Raw genomic sequence first — 20,652 nt, forward strand, 5'->3', positions numbered from 1 at the left:
GCCAGACGACTGCAACGTATTCATTTATCAGTTGGAATTGTTTCTTTTGTGCTTAACTACCACTTAGCTCTCAAATAGGTGGATTTAAGTTCACCTTTCAAATAATAACGCGTATGATAATGATTATCATTTAGATGTAAACGATTTATTTAAAAATCCTCACGATCTTTACAAATAGAGATATTTCCCAGGTTCTAGCGGCACTATCATCAAAACCAGACCCTTATGAATTAATTCGAATTAACGCTGGTAATTACTTGATAATTTAATGATAATAATTCTCATTACTATTAAGTGACTAATTTTCAACCAAAGACAATTAGTCAAAATTTGAAGGAGTTCCCGATGCGGGAAGCGAATACCCGTGGCGTCATAATTTTAATTATGCTGCTGCAATTTGTGTTTTTGACAACCACTATGATGATTATGCCGCTTGGTCCTGAGCTAGCTGAATCTATCGCTATGGATCCCGCAGATATTGGTTATCTGAATGGTTTCGCGACTCTTGCAGCGGCAATCGCGGGCATTATGTTAGCGCCGATACTCGACCGGTATGATCGTCGAAAATTGCTTTTGATTGCCTGTCTGGGTAAAGCGATTACCACCCTCCTCTGCGCGGTTGCGTGGGATACACAAAGTTTAATTTTTATTCTGATTATTTCTGCTTTATTTGGTGGTCCGGCGGGCGCAGTTATGTTGTCAGTCATCATGGATCTTATTCCTCCTCAGCAAAGAGGTAAGGCGATGGCGATGGTATCGAGCGCTTTTTCGCTTTCGGCCATCATTGGTATTCCAACGATGCTTCAGCTCGCCAGTTGGAAAAATTGGACGCTTCCTTTTCTTACAACTGGTGTTTTGGGCGCAACCTTGTGTTTAGTCGCTGTCTCTCAATTACCGAAGATGACCGAACATATCAATCGAGAAAAACCAAAACTCGACTTAAAAAAATTACTGAGTAAACCAGAGATAGTTATGGCTCTGGCACTAGTTAGCTGCCATATGTTAGGTCATTTCATGATCGTACCGAACATTGCTACTTTCTTCGTTTTCAATCTGGATTATCCAAAAGATAGTCTTGGCTTGCTTTACCTGGTTGGTGGAATTGCTAGTTTGATAACGCTGCAACTAACCGGTCGAATTTTGGATAAGGGCTTTCCAATGATGTTGGCCAGTACGTTAACAGCTATCATCATTTTTTCAATAATCGCAGGTTTTATTGCTCCCGGCCTAATTCCCGTGATGCTGGTATTTGCACTTTTTATGGCAGCGACTTCCGCAAGAAACAGTTCTACCATGGCAGTTGTTTCAAAGATTCCCGCTCCTCATGAAAGAGCTGGATTTATGTCTTTTTACACCACAGTCGGTAATATTTCAGCGGGACTTGCCGGGTTTGTTTCCGCTCAAATTTTGTCAGTAGATACAACCAATGAAATACAGGGAATGCCGCAATTGGCAGGATTAGCGGTGATTTTGATGAGTTTGCATCCCGTCATTCTTTTCTTGTTGTTAAGACGAGAAAAGAGCTCCGTGTTGCAACCAGGATAGCTCGCAAAGAATTGGGCGAAAAGATTTCGGTAGTCACTATAGATCTGATTTGAAACCGCAGAATTTTAATAGAATGGGATACGATCAAGAGTTCAGGTGGCATCAACTCGGAAAGAAACTAATGAGTTTTCTTAGTCAGTGGGCTTAGTTCGGTGTGTGTTTCCTCTATCACAGGAATTTGAATTTTTAGACGATTAATGTGGTTAGCAATTTCTCTAGTGCGAAAGTGTTCTGTTCCAAAACTTTTACGAGCAATTGTGTGAGCTTGAGTGAAATAGCCGAGTGCTAACCAACTCTCTCCTTGACTTGCATGGACCGCCGCTAGAGTTAAGTATGGCGATACTAATCCTGGATGCGACTCACCTAAATTCTTCAAGCAAATATCTCGTGCTTTCTTACCATAATATAATGCCAAATTGTTCTTTCCGTATTGAAGATAAGCTTCCCCCATACCAGCATAACTTTCATGGAGAATGACATTGTCCTCACCAAAGTTTGGAACAAAAACATCAAGATTTTTCTCAAAATATTCAATCGCTTTGAGTGGCTCTTTTTTTTGAACATAGGTATTCGCCATGCTCAAGAAATACCAACCTGACGAAATATCTAAGTCATCGACATTCCCGTTAAATATGTCTAAAGCCTTTTGATGATAATCTAATGCCCGCTCAAAGTTTTTTTTACCAGCATAAGCATTTCCGAGACCGAGGTAATTTTCGGCAACCGAATAATGATACTGTAAGCCAGGTAGCTTTAGCCGAATATCAAGTGACTTTTGCTGAAAATTAATAGCTTGCTCGTATTGCCCCTGAGACCAACGAAGCCAGCCAAGTAAAGAATATATGTTTGCTATTAGCGAATATTCTTGTTCGAAACTACTCTGATAGATTTCCAACGCACTCATATATAATTCATTTGCTTGCTGATAGTTTCCCAGCCCGACGCTCAACCGCGCTAATTCATACTTGCTCTCGGCAACCTCTAAACTATTTTGCGGAAAGTTTTGTTGGCGGAGGGCTAGCGCAGGCCTGAGCATTTCAGCTGAAAGTTTATAATCACCAAGATGCATATAAGCGACTCCTAAAGTATTCATTATTTCGCTTTTGACACCTGGCTCACTATTAAGACCTTCTGTTGCGTTTTTAATAGCATGCTCCAAAAGGCCTCTTGCCATACCTCTATATTCCTTTGGCATTCTATTTCTCGAGATCTGGAGTATTCCTAACAAATATTCTTGAGTATGTTTGAATTTATCCCTTTCTATTGCAACTAAGTGGCTCTCATTAATAATTTTAAACTGCAAAAAAGCACCAACAGATATCAGTGTGACAAGAGAAACAATAATCACGGACGTCAGTATCTTATTGCGCTTATACAACCGACTGACTCGATACCAAACGCTATCCTTGCGAGCAATCACGGGCTCGCTATTCAAATATCGTCTAAGGTCATCTGCAAATTCTTGAACAGATGCATAACGTCTCTCTGGTTCTTTCTGTATTGCTTTCATGACAATGGTATCAAGATCACCAGTCAACAAACGGCTTAGCTTTTTGTTAGATTGACCGACCATCTGACTCATTAGTTTCGGTGTCGAATCACTTATTTGTTGCAGTAGCTCTAGAGATCTGACTGAATCATAGGGGCTAACACCGGTTAATAACTCGTATAAAATAACTCCAAGAGAGTAGATATCTGTTTCGGTTGTAAGCTGCTCCTGACGAACCTGTTCAGGACTAGCGTAATGTGGAGTTAATGGTAACGCGGTTACCGTTAAATCTTTCTCAGCGAGATCTTTCGCAATCCCAAAATCCAGCAACTTCGGCTGCCCATTGGAATTAACCAGAATATTCGACGGCTTCAAATCTCTGTGAATAATTAAATTCCTATGGGCTAAAACAACACCAGAGCAAACGCTTAAAAAAAGTTCGATACGTTGTCTTATTGTCAGTCGCAAAGATTGACAGTAATCAGTTATGTACCTTCCCTTAATAAACTCCATAACATAATAAGGAAAACCTTCTTTGGATGTTCCTCCATCCAATAGCTTCGCAATATTTGGATGATCTAGTTTGCTTAGTATTTTTCTTTCTCTCTCAAATCGGTTAATTTGCTCAGGATTGTGGTCAACTCCGCGAATTAGTTTCAAGGCCACCGGCCTTGCATAAATATTATCAACACGTTCGGCGAGATAGACAGTTCCCATTCCACCACTGCCGATAACTTTTAGCACTCTGTATTTATTACCAATTTTTTTATCGCCAACTCCGGTCAAGGTAATATTTTCTGCGTCAAGTTCTGGTGGTACTTTCAAAAACTCGTCTGCTCGCTCATGTTTATTCAACATGTCGATTAATTGTTTCTTAATGGTTTCGTTGTTAAGCAGGGCAGCAGAAATATATTCAACGCGATCTTTCGGCGCTAATTCCAAAGCATTGTGAAAGGACTCGAAAGCGTACTCAGAAAGTTTGTCATTTTTCATTTTTCACAATCCTTAAAACAGGTTAGCAATCCATTTCGTACATCAACCAGGACTTCGACCACGCCCAATGTCGTTGAACAGCTTGCTCACTGATTTCCAGAACCTCTGCAACTTCTTTCTCAGTTAACCCCACAAAAAATCTTAACTCTACGACTCGACAACTCTCTGGATAGTTTTGCTCCAATTTACTCAAAGCTTTATCCAGGTCGATAATATCTACCGTTGGTTTTCCAGTCTCAGCAAACTCAAAATCTTTTGCAGTTACTCTAACCAGCCTTCCTCCTCGTTTTTCCGCGTTTAATCTAGTGACTTCATTGACAATTATCTGACGCATTGCCAGCGCTGCGATCGCAAAGAAATGGTTACTATCCTTCCATTGTACGCCAAAATAATTTTTAAAATCGAAATAGAGTTCGTGCACCAAGATTGTTGGCTCAAGTGATTTGGCGTTTTTTCTGGCAAGAACTTGTTTGGCTTTTAGCTTAAGCTCTCTGTAAATATCTGGTAACAGCGAATCCCATGCTCGAGGGTCTTTGCAATTCCATTGTTTTAGTTTTTCTGTAATATCACGGTTACTGCTCACAAAAACCATCCTTACACTTAACAGTACAGAGCGTTACTCAACTCGTATACTAGCTCAACATTTTTTTCAAAGTCACAGTTTATCAAAAAAAATAAAGCATTCTAATTGTTTTTTTCTTTCTTTTATAAAGCATCATTTTCCTTGGAAAACTTGTCCTTTTATTGGAGAAAAACTGACGCAAAAACCTACATTATTAGGATAAGTAATAAAAAATTGAAAAATTCAAAAAAAGAAAACCTTAGTATCTAAACACGAGATTTACTTAATAAACAAAGTCAAAATATCAGTTTAAATATGCTTTTATTTATTTTTTTTGAGGATTTTTTCTGGCGTTTTTGTATTAAGTAAATATCACTTCATTTTATGGCACTAACCAGAACTTGAGTGACAAGACGGAAAATTAACAAACTAAAGGAAATGACAATGAAAATATTGATAATTGATGAAGATAAAGCGCTTTCAAACTCGATAAAGCCGGTATTAATGCGATACAACATCCGACTAGACGCTACGGCCTGCTCTACTTTGGGATATAAGCTTCTCACACAGCACACCTATAATCTATTATTAATCGTTCTGGACTCTGCAGCAGGAATTGGCCTGAATTTATGTCAAAAAATAAGAACATCTACAACACACTTTAAGAACATTCCAATTATCTTATTAAGTTCAGAAAAAGATCTGACTGATTTGATTGTGGGCCTGGAAATGGGGGCCGATGATTACCTGTGCAAACCAGTCGAGCAGAGAGAATTGGTAGCAAGAATTCGAGCTGCAATACGCCGCAGCCAGGACAAAGCATCGGAACAGAAAATAGAATTGGGCCAACAAAAAATTCAACTTAAAATTGGCCATGAATTTTTATTCATAGACAGAGTAGAGGCAAAATTGAGTCTTGACGCAAAGCCTGTCAAACTGACAGCTATGGAATTTGACCTTCTCGCTCTATTAGCCAATTCGCCCGGCGCAGTGTATAGCAGAGATGAGATAATAGATTCGCTCGTCGTACAGGGTGGCGACTTCTCAAGAAATATCGATGCGCTGGTTTACCGTATTCGAAAAAAGTTTCAGCAAGTAAGTAGCAAGATAAATTTGATTAGAACTGTGAGAAGTAAAGGTTACAGCCTTGTAGGAAAGAGAATTGTCAGCCCGCCTAATTTCTATCTGTTAAAACCAGGCAATGAGAACAATGGTTTTATCGACAAGTGCACCGAAAACTAAATAAATATCCCCGGCTGGTATCCATATTATCATTGGGAGAACCATTTAGGTGTTAAGGTGTTCTCCTCAAAGAATGATAACCGCCTACTGAAGTAGGCGGTTCAAGGCTGAAAATAAAATTGGCATTATAGTTACAACGATTGGCCAGTTATTAATAAACGCCAACTCTCCTTTTCGATAGTCTAGAAGAGCCTCTTTTTTGAGGTAGCTCTTATCATAAACAACTAAGTGTCAGGGTTATTAAACGTGGATTGGCTTACTATCAATCATTTCTTAATTGGAATCTTATGGATTCTGATTTACCTCAGCTGGAACAGTCTAAAAGAACAAAAACTGGTTAATAAGGTAACCGTTTGGCTTATCAATATAGTTACATTGGCCTGGTTATATGATTCTTTACAAGCACTAAAAGAGGGGAATATCAGTAGCGTGGTATTAAGTTTAACAATCGTTTTTTATGACCTTAGGGTAATCTATTCATATTATAAGGAAAAATCTAACGATGAAACTAATAACTAAGATAATTGCAATCAACTTACTTTTTTTTGTTGGCACAGCTTCCTCTATTGGACTTATACCCCCGGGCGAAGGGCCGGGCGAGGATACAATTCAACTCTATGATGACATTTTAAGTACTAATGTTTTTGGCACTCTTAGGGTCAAAAACTCGGTACGAAATGGCCAATTAGTTTTTATGACTTTGAAGTTTGAAGGGCAATCTGGATTAAGTTGGCAAATGACAACGAATGCTGATCGCTCATTCATCTCCGTTGTAGCACCAAATTCAAGTTGGAGCATGACCCGGGGGGCCGGTGCCACTTATACCGCTCGAAACAACCACACAAATGAAGTCCAGATTATAGAATATGATCCTAACTATGAAAACGAGTCAATCCCGGATTTGTCGTGGGTCGATACAACAGATCAACTTCAGAAAGATTGGTATGATTTCGTCAGTTATGAACAGGTTCAAAATAAAGCATATAGTGCTCTAAATACCCATAGAAAAGACGATGTGAGTTGTGCTGACCTTCCAGCCTGTGACGCAGGCAATATGATCGCCTTAATGGGAACTTCGCTTAGAGCAGGTGTTATTTGCGCAGCAAGCGCTGGGTGGGGATGTGGCTTTTCATTAGCCATGGTTGCTGGTGCGATGGTGGACTACAATCAAGATTGTGGAGATTGTAACCTCTATACAGAACCAAATAATGATAATGACGACCAAAGTGACGATGACAACGATGACAACCAAAACTGGAGTAGTTCTGGAGAAGATACTTGTGTCGGAAGCTGTAGTAACATAACTGGTGGTAGCGGCTCCTCAAATGGTTTCTTCGTGTGTACTCAGTGGACCGACTTTTATCAGCAAGGTGTAAGATTATACACTTGGTGTAGTCGATATACTCGTATGCCGTAAATCGACTAGACTCGCCGAGTTTAAAATGTATCACTCGGCGAGTTAAACTATTAATACTCAATTTAATACTCAATTTAATACTCAATTTAATACTCAATTAGTATGAAGTAAATCGTTTTCAACTCCATGGAAATGATCAAAATACATTGACCAAAGCTGAACCGATGATTAAGTTACCCTTTCAGCTAACTTAAGGATTAAAAATTGCAATGTACTAAAATGTAGCGTACTAAAAATTTAGCTTACCGCACCAGATTTTTTAATGTAAATAGAAAGAACAAGTCATACAATATTAGCAGTCAAAAGTTAAACTGGCAGAAACAAACATATGGATTTAAAGCAGAACACTCAACATATTGGCATTGTGGCCTGTTCAGCTGAAGGGGCCTCACTTTGTTATCGCACTATCTGCAACGAAGGCTCCAAAATTTTAGGACCACATGGTCACCCAGAGATATCCTTGCATACTCACTCTCTGGCCGAATACGTTAAATACCTCGATAACAATGATATGCAAGGTGTCGCAAATTTAATGTGCTCATCGGCGGATAAGCTTGAAAAGGCGGGTGCTGATTTTTTAATTTGCCCGGACAACACAATTCACCAAGCTTTTCAGCATATTCCCCATAAATCATCACTACCGTGGATACATATTGCGGAAGTTGTGGCAGCCCAGGCTAGTCAACGTGGATTTAATCGTCTTGGTATCACGGGGACTCATTGGCTGACTCAAAGTGATATATACCCCGAAAAACTCGCTCATCATGGTCTTGAGTTCGTTCGCCCCGAAACTTCGGCAAGCAAGGAAATTGGACGAATTATTATGGAAGAACTGGTAAACGGAATTTTCAATCCACGGTCTATTGCCTACTTTCAAAACGTTATTGAATGGATGAAAAATAAAAATTGTGACGCTGTAATATTAGGCTGCACTGAAATTCCATTAATCATTAATGATCACAACTCGACACTTCCCACACTAGATTCAACACGACTATTGGCCAGAGCCGCACTACAAAAAGCAACCAATAAAATCGCTAACGGAGAATAAGAGCCATTAAATAAAACATATGCAATATTTGTCAAAAAGGCACTCATAATTTTTTATTATTAGTGCCTGAAAAAATGAAAAATATAAAAATAACAAATGCAACAAATCAAAAAACTCTCAAGTAAATCTAAGATTTATTTTCGTTAAATAGAAAAAGACCGTTAACACTTGTATACCCGACATTTCCTCAACGCCGGAACTTATTAAATAGAATTTTGTTCTAACTGATCACTCAACTTAAGAAAAAGAAAACACAACTGATATAATTTTTTTCTCCAATATATTTATTGCAAAGCGAGTTTCAAATAACCAAAAAATAATTAATTAAGTTGAAACATTAACCTACCATTATTTTTCCCGCGCAAGGCGCAAATTTCAAAGACACAACACTTTATCAGGAGAAATAAAATGAAGATTTTATCTTCAATTGCAATTTCTAGTTTGTTAGTACCGGCCCTACAAGCAGCTCAACCAATCTACGATGAAGACCAGTCATACAATCGCTCCACTGAATATTCTTATGGACCAATAGAGCGAGTAGAAGTCAACTCTTCGAGTAACTATTATCTTGAAGCCTACGTCTATAACTCAACGGGGAATACAAACTGTTCCCAAGCCAATATTTTGATCGAGTCGTCTTACCAAACTTTAAATTCTTTGGCTCTAACTCAAACGCCTTTCGGTTATGTCGCACACGGAAAACTGGACAAAGGTTATGAGTCACAACCCAAAACACTGAAGCTAGATTGCCAAAACGATTTAACTGAAAATTTTAATGTTTATCACAAGATACCTGCCACACCAAGTATCAATCTGTCTTCAAGTTTACACGGAAGTGACTGGGTTCCGCCCTATCGTTATCGTCCGGGATTTTTTCGTCAGCTCGATTATCAAGGGCAAACATTTATCGACAATCAAAGCCCCGACGGTTCATGCGTTGAAGGCGTAACAGGCTATTTGCCCACATTATCGATTCCAAGTGAAGAGAAGTTTCATAGCAACAGCTTCAGCCGGGCGGGTAAGGCTCGCTACTCCAGTATTTTTTACCCTCACTTAAACAGGAATATTATTTGCAAAAATTCTGGAGGAACTACTGTATTTTACGAACGTTGGGATCTACCGAAGTACGATCCCGATAATATCAACGTGACTTATGAGATGGTCACTCGGTAGTTATTTGATAGTTCTAAAATCACACAAAAAATATAATTAGCCAAGCAATAACCTTTGACTAACGACTATATCCAAAAAGCGATTATGAACATAGTTTGAAAGAAATAACGAATAAAAATCTGGCAGTCAAATCATTAACGAAAACTAGCTCAAAGGAGAAACCTAGCGCAGCGAAATAATTCATAACACAGCAAGGATATCACATAAAATTTGAAAGTGGACTCAGCCGAAACAATATTGGCGTTCGAATATAGTCCACTAAAACGAGAAAGGTGACAAATACGTTATTTTATACTTGCTTTTTGTTCATGATATAGATTAATAGCTTTATCTATATACTTTAAGCCTTCCTCGCTTCTACCAACTTCACTGAGAAGTAACCCTCGATTTAACTCAACGAAAAGTTTTTGCTGAACCCCAAGATCGCTGTTATCCAGTAGCTTTCCGGCGTACTCTTGATAAACCTCATAACGATCTTTTAAAAATGCGCTAGTCATTATTATATTATAAAAGAATCCTTTACTCTCTTTATCAATATCATTCGACTCAATATACTGTTCTGTCGCACTAATCGCATCTTGCCAGTCTTTGTCATTGTCGCTTTCCAGCTTATTAAAAATCATTGAGGACTGATTGTAATTTTGCGTGGTAGGCTTCATTTTGAACTTAAGTTCTTTAGCATTAGCGACATACTTTAGCGTCTGAACTTTTGCAAGTAGCAGCGCATTCTTATCAAGCTCTCCCAACTTTTCATATTCACTAGCATCGTTGGTGTACAACGAAAAACCTTTAGCCATAACCTGTGCGTTGTCTCGCGGCCCAAAACTTGCCAAATGCCGGGCATAAAGCTTTCTTGCTTCTTCCTTGTTAACTAATTGCTCACTTAAACACTCAACAGCTGCCAGATATCGCAACGCTATATTATCCGGCGAGCTTGCCAGTTGCTCTGTGACTAAAGTTTTATCATCGCAATATTTTCTAATTGATGTATAAAGTGAAGCAACCTCTGCTGGATTTTTTTGATATTCAGAGTTAACCATTTCAACGCTTTTTAAACGGAGTTTCAACCAGGAAGGCGTATTACTTCCCAGTGCTTTCGCCCAATAGATAAAACTCTCTTCGTCGAAATTTCCAAAATCGCCTGTAAATAATTTACCTGATAGTAACTCTATGGCATTTTTTCGCATTTTTGCATCAGTTCCCGGATCATCAATCATATCTTCCAGTGACTTTCTGGCTTTGACATAATCAGCTTTTCCTGCAGAGTCATCCATCGCCTGCTTGTAATTATCCCAATGTGTTCGCTGTGGCGATACCGTCTTACAACCCACAATGACGAAAGCGGAGAAAACCATAAGCCACGTTGCTAAGCTGGCGTTATTGGTGGAATTTCGGTGCATACTTCTTCTTCCTTTGGCAATAAATTGAAAATTTAACAGCAAACATTTTTATTTCGTTAAAATGTGACCGCTGAATTATATCTAAATTCACTTAAAATACATCTATTTTCTCTGTGTAATCATGCCCATGCCAGATTGTTGAATGACGCATTTGTAACTATTTGTCTTATAGTTAGTCATTAACTACTAAGATTGCTTTTTCGTTCAGATTCACCTGGATATTTAACCGATCTTAAACAAAGCACTTCAATCGCCCTCAATTGCTCCAGGATTACGAATATGAAAATAGTCATTAAGATAATTTTTTCGCTGAGTTTCTTGGCTAATATTGCGTTAGCTAACGATGGTCAGATGACGGCAAAATTGTTGACCGATACGATAAAGTCTTATGGCAATAAAATTGAAATTAATAGCAATGTCATTAGCTTTAAGTATGACAGTGTGTCACTCTATTGTGTATTTGATATCAACGCTGATCGCATGCGTTTAGTCAGCCCAATTGCCAATATTGATCAACTGTCAGCGGAAATGGTCATCAGAGCAATGCAAGCGAACTACCACTCTGTGCTAGACGCAAGATACGCCATTGGCGATGATTTGATTTATTCTGCTTTTATTCATCCTCTTTCATCCTTAACTGTAAAGGAAGTCGAGTCTGCTATCAGACAGGTGGCAACTGCTGCGCAAACATTTGGTGGCCTGTATTCCAGTGGAGAATTAGTTTTTCCCCAAAGTCCACAAAGAGAAGAAAAACCTAAGAAAAATGAAGCCTGATAAAAGCGACATTTATAACCAATCAGCAACCACCTGTATTGGTGCTTGTTGATTTTTTTCAGACACCCAGATAACAATCGCTTTTTGAGTCAATTCAAATTCGGAAACATCGGGTAAAGACAAAACGGCTGAGGATTCTTGTGCAACTTTTTTCATGGGCTGCTTGTGATAACCGGCAACAACGAAATCATGGCTAAGGCGTTTACCGGCATTTTCACCACGTTTTACTGCAGTTACTATATCGAAACCAAGTATTGCAACGTGTACCTGTAAATCTTCATCAATCGGATTAACCGGATTAAATCGGATATCAGCCTGCTGCTGGGTTAACTCGGCGGAAATGACGCCAACGGGTTTGCCTTGCGCAAGTGGTAGCGGCATGCGAGCAAACCAGCCGCTCCAGCCTCTTCCGTTAACCATAAATCCGGGCGTTGCTACAACTCGACTTCTTTTTGTTTTTTTGTACTCTCGCTGCCTTTTGGTAAATTCAGCAGAGGCAAAGGGATCTTTCCATCCCAGAAAATCCCAGTAATCCACATGGAAATTAACAGGAACAATTTGTTTCCATAAACGACTGTCATTTTTAAACTTTGATATCCATTTTTCAGCCGGCGGACAACTACTGCAACCCTGTGAGGTGTATAGTTCCAGCATGTTGTTTTGATTTACTTCACTACGCAATGATTTCGTCACATTCTGAATATTCTGGTTTGAAGAAGCATTAGCGGAAAGTGGCATAATAAAAATGAAAAAAAGGGTGAATAAAAAATAAAATGATAACAATACCTGACTAGTCGTTCGCTTTAAAACAGTCGCGTTCAACGCAATCCTGTTTTTGTTAGAAATACCATCACTTGAAACTTTAATACGCATAACCTAGCTCTGATCCAACCATTTTTCTATGAATTCATTATAGTTAACGACACCTGGAGAGTTATCACAATTCCATAACATTTTTGATGCAAAGCTCCGCGCTAACGCGGAGCCACAACTGCCTTTGGTTTATTTAACCAACAAACTTTTAATGTTAGAAGAGTGACTACACTTTTGATCAGTGTTATCCGCACAGGCATAAACTTTGTAGTGATAGGTGCTGCCTTTATCGAGTGCCGAGTAGTTAATTTTATATTCGATATTGGATGTAGAAACATGCCATTGCCATGAAGTGTCGTTCACTTTGCGATAAATCCGGTAGTTTTTGGCATCACTGATTCTGTTCCATTTGAGCTTGGCATTTTTATGTTTACTGAGAGTTTGAATGAGTTCCAGTATGGGCGCGGTCAATTTATCTTTCACAACATTAATATCAACCAGTTCTTGCGGTGGATACAATCCGGGGCCATCATGCGCGCTTAATATCATGGTAAAACTGCCAGCCTTGGAAAATTGATGAGTCACTTTCTGCGTTTTGTAAGCGGCAATTTTGCGGTTGCCTGAGTAGAGTGACCAGCGGAAATTGAGCGAGTCGCCATTGGGGTCGTATGAATCTCCGGCATCAAAGTTTAAGGTGTCCCCCTTGGCGATAGTGAGCACATCACCCGGTTTATAATCTGGGAACTGGTCGACTTTAATCACCGGAACAGGCGGATGAGGCTGTTTAATATAATCGCTGTATTTTGCAACGGTTGGTGCATAGCTGACTATGAATGAGAGGTTATTTGCCTGGGTGTTACCAATAGGTACTCGTTGATTGGCGACATAATCAAATTGAGAAGCGGCAGAAAACTTTCTGGATGGAAAACAAAAGCCTGCTGGACCACAGTGACCCACGGGCCAGATGTCCCGCCAATTATTGGCTTGGTTGCATACATCTTGATAAGTCATAATGGTTCTCATGCCATGATGGTGGGACGTTGAACAGCCGGTTGTGTGGAAAAATGTAGAAGCCAGTCCTTTGTTATTGTGTTGGCCTGGAAGCACATTAAACTTGGAATGATCCGCGCCGAGTAAGTGGCCTATTTCATGGATGATGTTTTCCAGTTGAGGAAAACTATCTTCAGCATCAGGATCTACTTCGTATAGCCTCGCAACCGCCATAGCTCTAAAAGCTCTTTTTAAACTATGGGTATTGAGTTGGATAGAGGAGCCATCGTGACTAGCATTATTGGCGGAATGTTGCTCTCTTAGTAGCACCAGCAAATCAGTATCATAATCCTGTTTCATCCTTACAATTTCATTGCTGCCGTGTATTCGTCCTCGATTTTTTGCGTCGCCAGTGTCGTTATAATAACTATCTCTGCATGGCGCGGATATATTTCCGATGCATGGTATCGAGGATGGCGCAAAGCGAATCGCTTTTGTGGACTTACCATCGATAACACTTAACGCAGTAAAATGGATATTTGGATATCCTTGCGCACGAAAAATTTGATTTAGGTAAATCAGAGTTAGGTTAACGAGTTTTGCTATTTCTCTGTTCGCTATGTCTAGCCCTTGGAATTTATTGACAAAATATCTCTCCGCAACAAATAGTAGATTGATGTCGATTCTTTCAGAAGTGCTGAGTTTTTTTTAAATCAGATTTTTCATCTACCGGCAATATGATCCTGTCATTTGGTCGTTTGCCTTTGTGTTTACGCTCAAGTGGAACAGATTTATCTCTGACCCATATCTCATAATCATTTGAAGAAACTTTTCCTTTACGATTGAAACGGACAAAATACTGTCCCACGTTGAGAGAAGCTTCGATATCGTTATCGATTATCACAGAGTGCTGTTCATGGTGGCCGTCTATTTTAAAAAACACATAGTATGTATCGACGGGTATTACATCGTCTCTCACTTTTCCATCAACGATGTTTGTTCCTGGACTCATAGTTATTTCTTCAATATAAGTTTTATCAGAGAGCAAACTCCCAAAATCGAACACAAGATCAATCCCCAATTTAACGCCTTCTTGCTTCTCAAATATCGCACTATGATTTCCTATCGGGTTAGTTTTGCGCTCACTCCGAGCATTAAATAAGTCTTTGATATAATCTTTAAAGTATTGCTCGGCTAAAGGATCTAGTTCGACAGGATAACCAAAAGAAGCAACCAGTCCTTGTTTATTTCTTTTGTAAATGCTCTTTTTCAGGTTGGCATCTAAAGGTTTAAAAAGTGGGATAGCAGATGCTTTCTTTTGAACCGAAAGTACCTGTCTGAAATCGTTAATTCGCTCGGCATTAGCCATCAACGAAAATATGGCAATTAAAGTAATTAAAAAGTATTTCATTGTATTTACCTTTTAGTGATTATTTATTAAACATCAGGTTGACTGTTAGTTCAACCCGTTCATGGTCTTTCTTTTTAGCTTCGTTTTTGTTTCACCTCCTTAAATGTTCAATGACACTCGCATCACCGCAATTTGATTTTGAGATGAATATTCAAAATTGCGATTTAATTGATTGTTAAAGTCCGACGCCAACCGGTAGCACTGTAGGTCGGGTTGACGAAGGAAACCCAACAGCGATCTCAAAATTTTCAAAGGGAACAACAAATTGAAAACCAGCATTCAAAAAAGACTTTTATTCATTAATATTTCGTTTTGGCTTCAAGCTTTGTTGTTGGGTTTCCTTCGTCAACCCAACCTACGCCCCTCATGCTTTTTTTCGCCCACGACAGACAAGCTCCTTATCGTTTGCGGACAATCTGGGTTTAAAATGGCATTTAGCCTGATGTTTTCGCTAGCGGTTAGTCCATGTAACCGAATCTCAATCGGAGGCTGTCGTTTGGCTTCTTCTGAATTCTGTGGAGGCTGAAGCATTTCCTCAATTTCCTTCTGGCATTCGCTAATTCTTTTTTCAAGCTGCTTGAGTTTTTGCAAGTTTTTCTGTGCAAGTTCTTGTTGAATTCGTTTGGCGAAATGTTTTTTTCTTGCCCTGGCTGGGTGTGTCATGGTGTTTTCTTCCTGTGGTTTATCGGGTGGTTACTTTCTTAGTGCTTTCCTATTTCGCTCTTCAAGAAACTGATTAATTGTTCCGACTAAATCTACATTGACATAGGAAAGGTTTCGGAAAACTTGGGCGTTATAACATTTTCGTTCTGTAACAACGCCCTGTTTCTGCAGCTGTATTTCAATGCGATGCTCCATGCGATAAAAATTACAAGAAAGTGAATAAAGCAGACTGATTTCTTCCCGAGTGTTAAGGTGCTTGAAATATCGCATTAAAAAACTCGCAGAAATCCCCATCATATTGCGCAAGTCTTTTAACAACTGTAAAAGCGCTTGCTGCCCCACTTGATTGTCGGGTTGATATTTTTCGAATCGCTCCTGCATGGCTACTCCTAAAAAAACCAGTCAGACAACAGAATCAATTAAAAAACATCGATTCTCTGACTGGTAATGGAACAAGGTTTAATTCCTAATGAGTAAGGAAGTGTTCCTGTTTGGAACTGGTGGAAATTATTCAGGATAAAAAATAAATTAAAATACGACTTTTCTAGAATTTATCAGAATTTATTTAGTTATTTTCTTGAGCACTGAGTTGTAAAATAATTGTAAAGCGTGAAAAAAATCAAGTTGAGGAAAGCCGCAATAAAAAATATTTATTAATGTTGTCGATGACTTCCATGCCGTAAATCACTATCGTTCCACTGATGTAGCGAAAAATGGGATTCAATTGAGATAAAACAGACTTGTAAAATAGTAGATCTGTCACCTATAAAATACTGGAAAGACGTGAAGAATACGTTAGATGCGTGAATAAGTAGAATAAATTAAGTTTTAGCGCAAAAAACAAATGAATCAGTTTATTACGCTAAAATCAGCAAAGCTATTTAAACTGAATCGTATTACTCCCTGATGGCATCTTGATGCTCAACTAAATTCTCGAACAGCTCAAACAGCCAGTTAGATTGAGTGTTGAACTCCTGATTGCCTGATTGACTATCACTATTATCGTATTTGCATTGTGGGTAAGGTGTACAAGATCCATAGCCAGACACATTTTGGGTAACAGTTTCTTTCGCGAGAGAGTTTTCCGAACTTTTTTTTTCATTGTCGGTACCGGCCTGCGTTGCTAACGAGAATAACAGTATGCCGGTAATTAACGGAAACTTGTGTTTGACGTTTTTCATTTGACTTGCTCCGATTGATTGATAATTTTTTTATTGTAGAGTATACGATGTTGCATTTTTATTCAGCAAAATATCTCATCTCACGCAGAAATAAGACGCACAACATCACAGGTTGTTCAACAAAATTCCATCTCATAAAAAAATAATAAAATGCTTATTAACAATTCAATAGAACTGGCATTTCACGCCGCGATAATAAAGATTTTATTTTTGTAACAACGCTTGATAATATCAAAAAATTCATTCCGCTATTAAGTAACTAGTTAACCCGTTCAGGACAATAATAAAGTATGGAAAATAGGACACCGATTATCAGTCATCATATTTTTGCAGGATTAACTTATTACCCCAATAAAGCTCTACTTAAAATTGATGACGAAACTCGGCGGGTTAGCGGGATCCCCAAAAGTCTTTTAGATGGCGTTTTAAAATATTACCCGGAATTAGTCTCGATGGAGCGACTGGCAGAGGAGCTTTGGCCAGACGAACCAGAGAAACGCACTAGCACCAATTTTTATACTCAGCTCAGGTTAGTCAGAAAACTCCTGGGTGATGATAAGCAGGAGGTAGACAGGGAAACGGGGGAAAAACGACCGAGAATTATCGATTTTATTTCAACAGGATTTATAGGGGTTACCTGCAAGGTTGAAACCCATTATCACGAATCGTCTCTGCCTTATCGAACACGCTCCTTAAGTGGGTGGACAAAAGCCGGGATAAGCGCCTCACTGTTGGCAATTGCCACCATCAGTTTTTCGTTTGCCTTTAAAGATACCGTTTATTACGCGCAAAACAAATCGCAGCTTTCTCAACTCAATGGTGAATTTCAGCGGGCGGCAACATCGCCTAATGGTCTAATAACGGTTTACAACTTTAAATATGAGAGCAGCACCAGCTGGCATTTAATTGCCACGAACAAGCAAACCAGTGCCACTAGCTGGTTGGTCACTGAGCAAAAGCCTGATACCCATAATACCGAGCCAAACTTTTCACCTTCTGGCAAACAGCTTGTTTGGGTACGTACTGATTATAAAACTCATTGTGAAATACTGGTTGCTGAATTTGAACCAGATACTCTGACCTTTGCACGTACCAGAAAGGTGCTCAATTGCGACCCACCGATGAACGCCAGAACACCGCAGTTTAAAAATGAAAACGAAATTTTAGTGGCGGTTAGCGACTTTCAATCACCGTTTCGCATCATTAAACTGAACCTTTGGACTGGCGAAAAAACGACAATCACTAAACCGGCAAATGAAAACAACAATGACTATAGCTTATTTTATAATTCGGACAACCAACAAATGGCTTACCTCCGTGAAGCTGATGGAACAGGTGCCGAACTTAGAATTTATGACTTTACTCATCAGACGGATTCACTACTGAAAAAATATCCATCCGCACTTTATTCAGTGGCTTGGATTAACAACCGTATTGTTGCACAGTCAGAAAAAGGTTATGAGGCAATATCAACCACAGCCTCAATAACACCAATACAATTTAACGAAGTAGAATCACTGCACTTTCCCTTTTCCGATGGCCCAAAAGCAGTTGGCTTTGTTAAGGGCACTTTGTTTAATCGAGATATCGTTATATATCATTTAAAAACGCCCTCAGAGTTTAGTCAATTATCAACTAAACATGCCGACTATGTGGTTGTCGGTGCCAAAAATAATGACACTCTCATTTTTTTCTCCCTTAAAGATGGCAAAAACTTAGTTTCTTATCAAAAAGGAAAAAGCACCAAAGTAATTGCCGATTTACAAAAAAATGGAGCCGATGATCTGGCAGTTTCACCAAACGGAAAAACTATCGCCTACAAATTAGAAAATACTCTTATCGTTCAAGATCTGGAAGGCAAAACACTATACTCAGAAATCACGGGAATTTCAGGATTCACCTTTAGCAGTGACAGTCAACAATTGCTAATATCAAAATCCTCTCCCAATGAAGAACCCACCATTGTCAGTTTGTCGTTGAATAATCAATTTCAACCAACCACTATCACCAAAGGCTTCCTGCCCAAAACCACCAACAACAAACTCTACTACATGCGCAAAAACCCGGCAGACGAAAAAGTCTGGCTTTACGAACATTCAGATGACGAACCAAAACCAATCATGGTCGCGCCCTTTTCCACCGACCGCATTTATTCCTATGCGTTCGATATCGTCAATAACAACCTTTATTATTTTGAGAATGATGCTTTAGTTAAAACAGATTTAACAACCCAAGAAAAAACAATCGTTACTCCGGTGGAGAATGCACGAGGCGTGTCCATCAACAACGCAGAAGATTTATTTCTCACCACTAAAAAGATGCCGGTGCAAAATAGTTTAATTTCCGTTGAGCTGGTGAAATAATCTTAAGTATTTCACAATCACGGTAGGTTGGGTTGACGAAGGAAACCCAACAGCGATCTCAAAATTTTATAGGAACCCCCCAATTTGAAAACCAGCATTAAAGAAAGACTTTCACTCATTGATATTTCGTTTTGACTTCAAGTTTTGTTGTTGGGTTTCCTCCGTCAACCCAACCTACTGCCCTGTCTAACGGTTACCCCGAGCGACAATGCCATCCACATTTTTTAAATTAAATCACATATCTCAAAAATATATCTCACAAAAAAATCAAAAAAATTTTATCTCATATTGCAACTTGTTCACTCTGGTTCGTAGTTGTAGCATTTAATCGCCACTCCAAACGGATGGCCTCGGTTGTGGCCGCAACGCTTACTCTAATTTATAATTAAGGAGAAAAATATGAAGAACTTACTTCGAGCCGTTGTTGTTTTGTACATAACTTTAAGCTCTGGTACACTTTTCGCGTTTGCTAATGGAGATGCTGATAACAATTTCGTTGTTGATTGTCCTTTTAGCATGTGCGGTTATCCCGGCAGCAATATGAATAATTACTACGAATATCAAGATCGTGCGGACCAATATGCGCGCGACAATAATTTAGGAGCGGGTACGCACACAATCGTTGTCGTAAATCAGGATCAAGATACGTATGCGGTTGTGCATGTCACAATGAACGATAGTAACCAAGTTACCTACTCACATACCGATGGGCCGAAGTCTGGTTATAACGGTGGACGCGGTGAAAGCAATGAATCTGATGAAAAATAAATCATTATTACTCGTGATTTTATCCCTTACCGCTATTTTAGCGGTATGGGGGTTTAGTCAAACAAGCGACAATTCGAATGTAAGCACTCGGAAAATTGAAAGTGAAGGACTACAGTTTGCTAAATCGGGAATTCAGGCAAACGTACAGACAAAAGAGCCAGAAAAGACTTTAAGTTCTGATAACATTGTTCCCATTCAAAATACGCAATCTGATAATGAACAAGAAACTCTTGTGGAAGGTGAAACTGGCTTTCTTGAAGATGGGAGACGCTATGTAGTCTCTCTAACAAGTAAAGGGAAATTATATAAATTTATCTTCGGAAAGAACCCTGTTAAAAATGCTAACTATTTAGGACGCAGAGTTAAATTTGCAGGGACAACATGGGAGGCGATGACCGATGAAGAGCTTCTTGTGGCAGCAGAAAGCGGTGATGCAATGGCCACGTTGTTTCTCACTCATAAAAAATTGAGAGCGGGCGCAGCTGACGCGCAAAAATGGTTAGAAGCGTCATTGATTGATGGAAGAACCAGTGTTTTAGAATATGCTCAAATGGCGTTGAGGGAAGAGGCGAGTGCAGAAAATCGAGAAGTCGATAAAGTTCTTTTTCATACTTATGCTTTGCTTATGAAAATGCGGGGAGATAGACGTTCCACACTTGAAGCATTTGGAAATGACCTGAATGCGGAAGAATTGTCTCAAGCACAAACTCAAGCCGAAGCGATGTACAACGAACTTTCCTCAAAACGCATGGACGTTTACGGCATTCCTTGGGAGTGTTGCGAAGGACAGTAATCCACGCTTTTCTCTATCGAAAAC

At 39.2% G+C, this 20,652-nt stretch carries 18 protein-coding genes; 9 read left to right on the plus strand and 9 right to left on the minus strand.

The window, feature by feature from the left end; genetic code table 11:
* Positions 1–345 precede the first annotated feature (345 nt).
* Positions 346–1,545, plus strand: coding sequence for an MFS transporter (locus FLL46_RS15005; protein ID WP_142932119.1), 1,200 nt, complete (start codon positions 346–348; stop codon positions 1,543–1,545).
* Between the two features lie 118 nt (positions 1,546–1,663).
* On the opposite strand, the gene FLL46_RS15010 is transcribed toward FLL46_RS15005, so the two are convergent.
* Together FLL46_RS15010 and FLL46_RS15015 are read right to left on the minus strand one after the other, a co-directional pair.
* Positions 1,664–4,027 carry a serine/threonine-protein kinase gene (locus FLL46_RS15010; RefSeq protein ID WP_142932121.1) on the minus strand — a complete coding sequence of 788 codons (2,364 nt, stop codon included), beginning with the start codon at positions 4,025–4,027 and terminating at the stop codon, positions 1,664–1,666.
* 22 nt (positions 4,028–4,049) lie between these two features.
* On the minus strand, positions 4,050–4,610 hold the full coding sequence (locus FLL46_RS15015) for an ECF-type sigma factor (RefSeq protein WP_168204178.1): 561 nt from the start codon (positions 4,608–4,610) through the stop codon (positions 4,050–4,052).
* A 423-nt stretch (positions 4,611–5,033) separates the two neighbouring features.
* Between FLL46_RS15015 and FLL46_RS15020 the strand changes: the two genes are divergently transcribed.
* The 4 genes from FLL46_RS15020 to FLL46_RS15035 all read left to right on the plus strand — a co-directional run bounded on the left by FLL46_RS15020 (position 5,034) and on the right by FLL46_RS15035 (position 9,472).
* Complete coding sequence (locus FLL46_RS15020) at positions 5,034–5,831, plus strand: response regulator transcription factor (protein WP_168204179.1); 798 nt, start codon at positions 5,034–5,036, stop codon at positions 5,829–5,831.
* Between the two features lie 502 nt (positions 5,832–6,333).
* Complete coding sequence (locus FLL46_RS15025) at positions 6,334–7,248, plus strand: hypothetical protein (protein WP_142932127.1); 915 nt, start codon at positions 6,334–6,336, stop codon at positions 7,246–7,248.
* 328 nt (positions 7,249–7,576) lie between these two features.
* The gene (locus FLL46_RS15030; protein ID WP_142932129.1) at positions 7,577–8,299 is read left to right on the plus strand and encodes an aspartate/glutamate racemase family protein; all 723 of its coding nucleotides are present in this window, start codon (positions 7,577–7,579) and stop codon (positions 8,297–8,299) included.
* A 408-nt stretch (positions 8,300–8,707) separates the two neighbouring features.
* Positions 8,708–9,472, plus strand: a complete 765-nt coding sequence (locus tag FLL46_RS15035) for a hypothetical protein (RefSeq protein WP_142932131.1) — start codon at positions 8,708–8,710, stop codon at positions 9,470–9,472.
* Between the two features lie 284 nt (positions 9,473–9,756).
* Here the strand turns inward: FLL46_RS15035 and FLL46_RS15040 are convergent, their stop codons facing one another.
* Positions 9,757–10,872, minus strand: a complete 1,116-nt coding sequence (locus FLL46_RS15040) for a hypothetical protein (protein ID WP_142932133.1) — start codon at positions 10,870–10,872, stop codon at positions 9,757–9,759.
* 279 nt (positions 10,873–11,151) lie between these two features.
* Between FLL46_RS15040 and FLL46_RS15045 the strand changes: the two genes are divergently transcribed.
* Positions 11,152–11,646, plus strand: coding sequence for a YbjN domain-containing protein (locus tag FLL46_RS15045; protein WP_142932135.1), 495 nt, complete (start codon positions 11,152–11,154; stop codon positions 11,644–11,646).
* A gap of 12 nt (positions 11,647–11,658) precedes the next feature.
* Here the strand turns inward: FLL46_RS15045 and FLL46_RS15050 are convergent, their stop codons facing one another.
* The 6 genes from FLL46_RS15050 to FLL46_RS15075 all read right to left on the minus strand — a co-directional run bounded on the left by FLL46_RS15050 (position 11,659) and on the right by FLL46_RS15075 (position 16,704).
* The gene (locus FLL46_RS15050; RefSeq protein WP_142932137.1) at positions 11,659–12,519 is read right to left on the minus strand and encodes a DUF1223 domain-containing protein; all 861 of its coding nucleotides are present in this window, start codon (positions 12,517–12,519) and stop codon (positions 11,659–11,661) included.
* A 129-nt stretch (positions 12,520–12,648) separates the two neighbouring features.
* The gene (locus FLL46_RS15055) at positions 12,649–13,809 is read right to left on the minus strand and encodes a PKD domain-containing protein (protein WP_142932138.1); all 1,161 of its coding nucleotides are present in this window, start codon (positions 13,807–13,809) and stop codon (positions 12,649–12,651) included.
* A 328-nt stretch (positions 13,810–14,137) separates the two neighbouring features.
* Positions 14,138–14,860, minus strand: coding sequence for a hypothetical protein (locus FLL46_RS15060; RefSeq protein WP_142932140.1), 723 nt, complete (start codon positions 14,858–14,860; stop codon positions 14,138–14,140).
* A gap of 345 nt (positions 14,861–15,205) precedes the next feature.
* Positions 15,206–15,523, minus strand: a complete 318-nt coding sequence (locus tag FLL46_RS15065; protein WP_142932141.1) for a hypothetical protein — start codon at positions 15,521–15,523, stop codon at positions 15,206–15,208.
* A 30-nt stretch (positions 15,524–15,553) separates the two neighbouring features.
* Positions 15,554–15,904 carry a hypothetical protein gene (locus FLL46_RS15070; RefSeq protein WP_142932143.1) on the minus strand — a complete coding sequence of 117 codons (351 nt, stop codon included), beginning with the start codon at positions 15,902–15,904 and terminating at the stop codon, positions 15,554–15,556.
* A gap of 515 nt (positions 15,905–16,419) precedes the next feature.
* Positions 16,420–16,704 carry a hypothetical protein gene (locus FLL46_RS15075; RefSeq protein ID WP_142932145.1) on the minus strand — a complete coding sequence of 95 codons (285 nt, stop codon included), beginning with the start codon at positions 16,702–16,704 and terminating at the stop codon, positions 16,420–16,422.
* A gap of 290 nt (positions 16,705–16,994) precedes the next feature.
* Here FLL46_RS15075 and FLL46_RS15080 point away from each other — a divergent pair, with 290 nt between their 5' ends.
* The 3 genes from FLL46_RS15080 (at position 16,995) to FLL46_RS15090 (ending at position 20,628) form a co-directional block, all read left to right on the plus strand.
* Complete coding sequence (locus FLL46_RS15080; protein ID WP_142932146.1) at positions 16,995–19,067, plus strand: PD40 domain-containing protein; 2,073 nt, start codon at positions 16,995–16,997, stop codon at positions 19,065–19,067.
* Between the two features lie 399 nt (positions 19,068–19,466).
* Positions 19,467–19,835 carry a hypothetical protein gene (locus FLL46_RS15085; protein WP_142932148.1) on the plus strand — a complete coding sequence of 123 codons (369 nt, stop codon included), beginning with the start codon at positions 19,467–19,469 and terminating at the stop codon, positions 19,833–19,835.
* The gene (locus tag FLL46_RS15090) at positions 19,825–20,628 is read left to right on the plus strand and encodes a hypothetical protein (RefSeq protein WP_142932150.1); all 804 of its coding nucleotides are present in this window, start codon (positions 19,825–19,827) and stop codon (positions 20,626–20,628) included. Before FLL46_RS15085 ends, FLL46_RS15090 begins: the two co-directional genes overlap by 11 nt.
* Positions 20,629–20,652 lie beyond the last annotated feature (24 nt).

The sequence above is a fragment of the Aliikangiella coralliicola genome (assembly GCF_007004725.1).
GTDB classification, from domain to species: domain Bacteria; phylum Pseudomonadota; class Gammaproteobacteria; order Enterobacterales; family Kangiellaceae; genus Aliikangiella; species Aliikangiella coralliicola.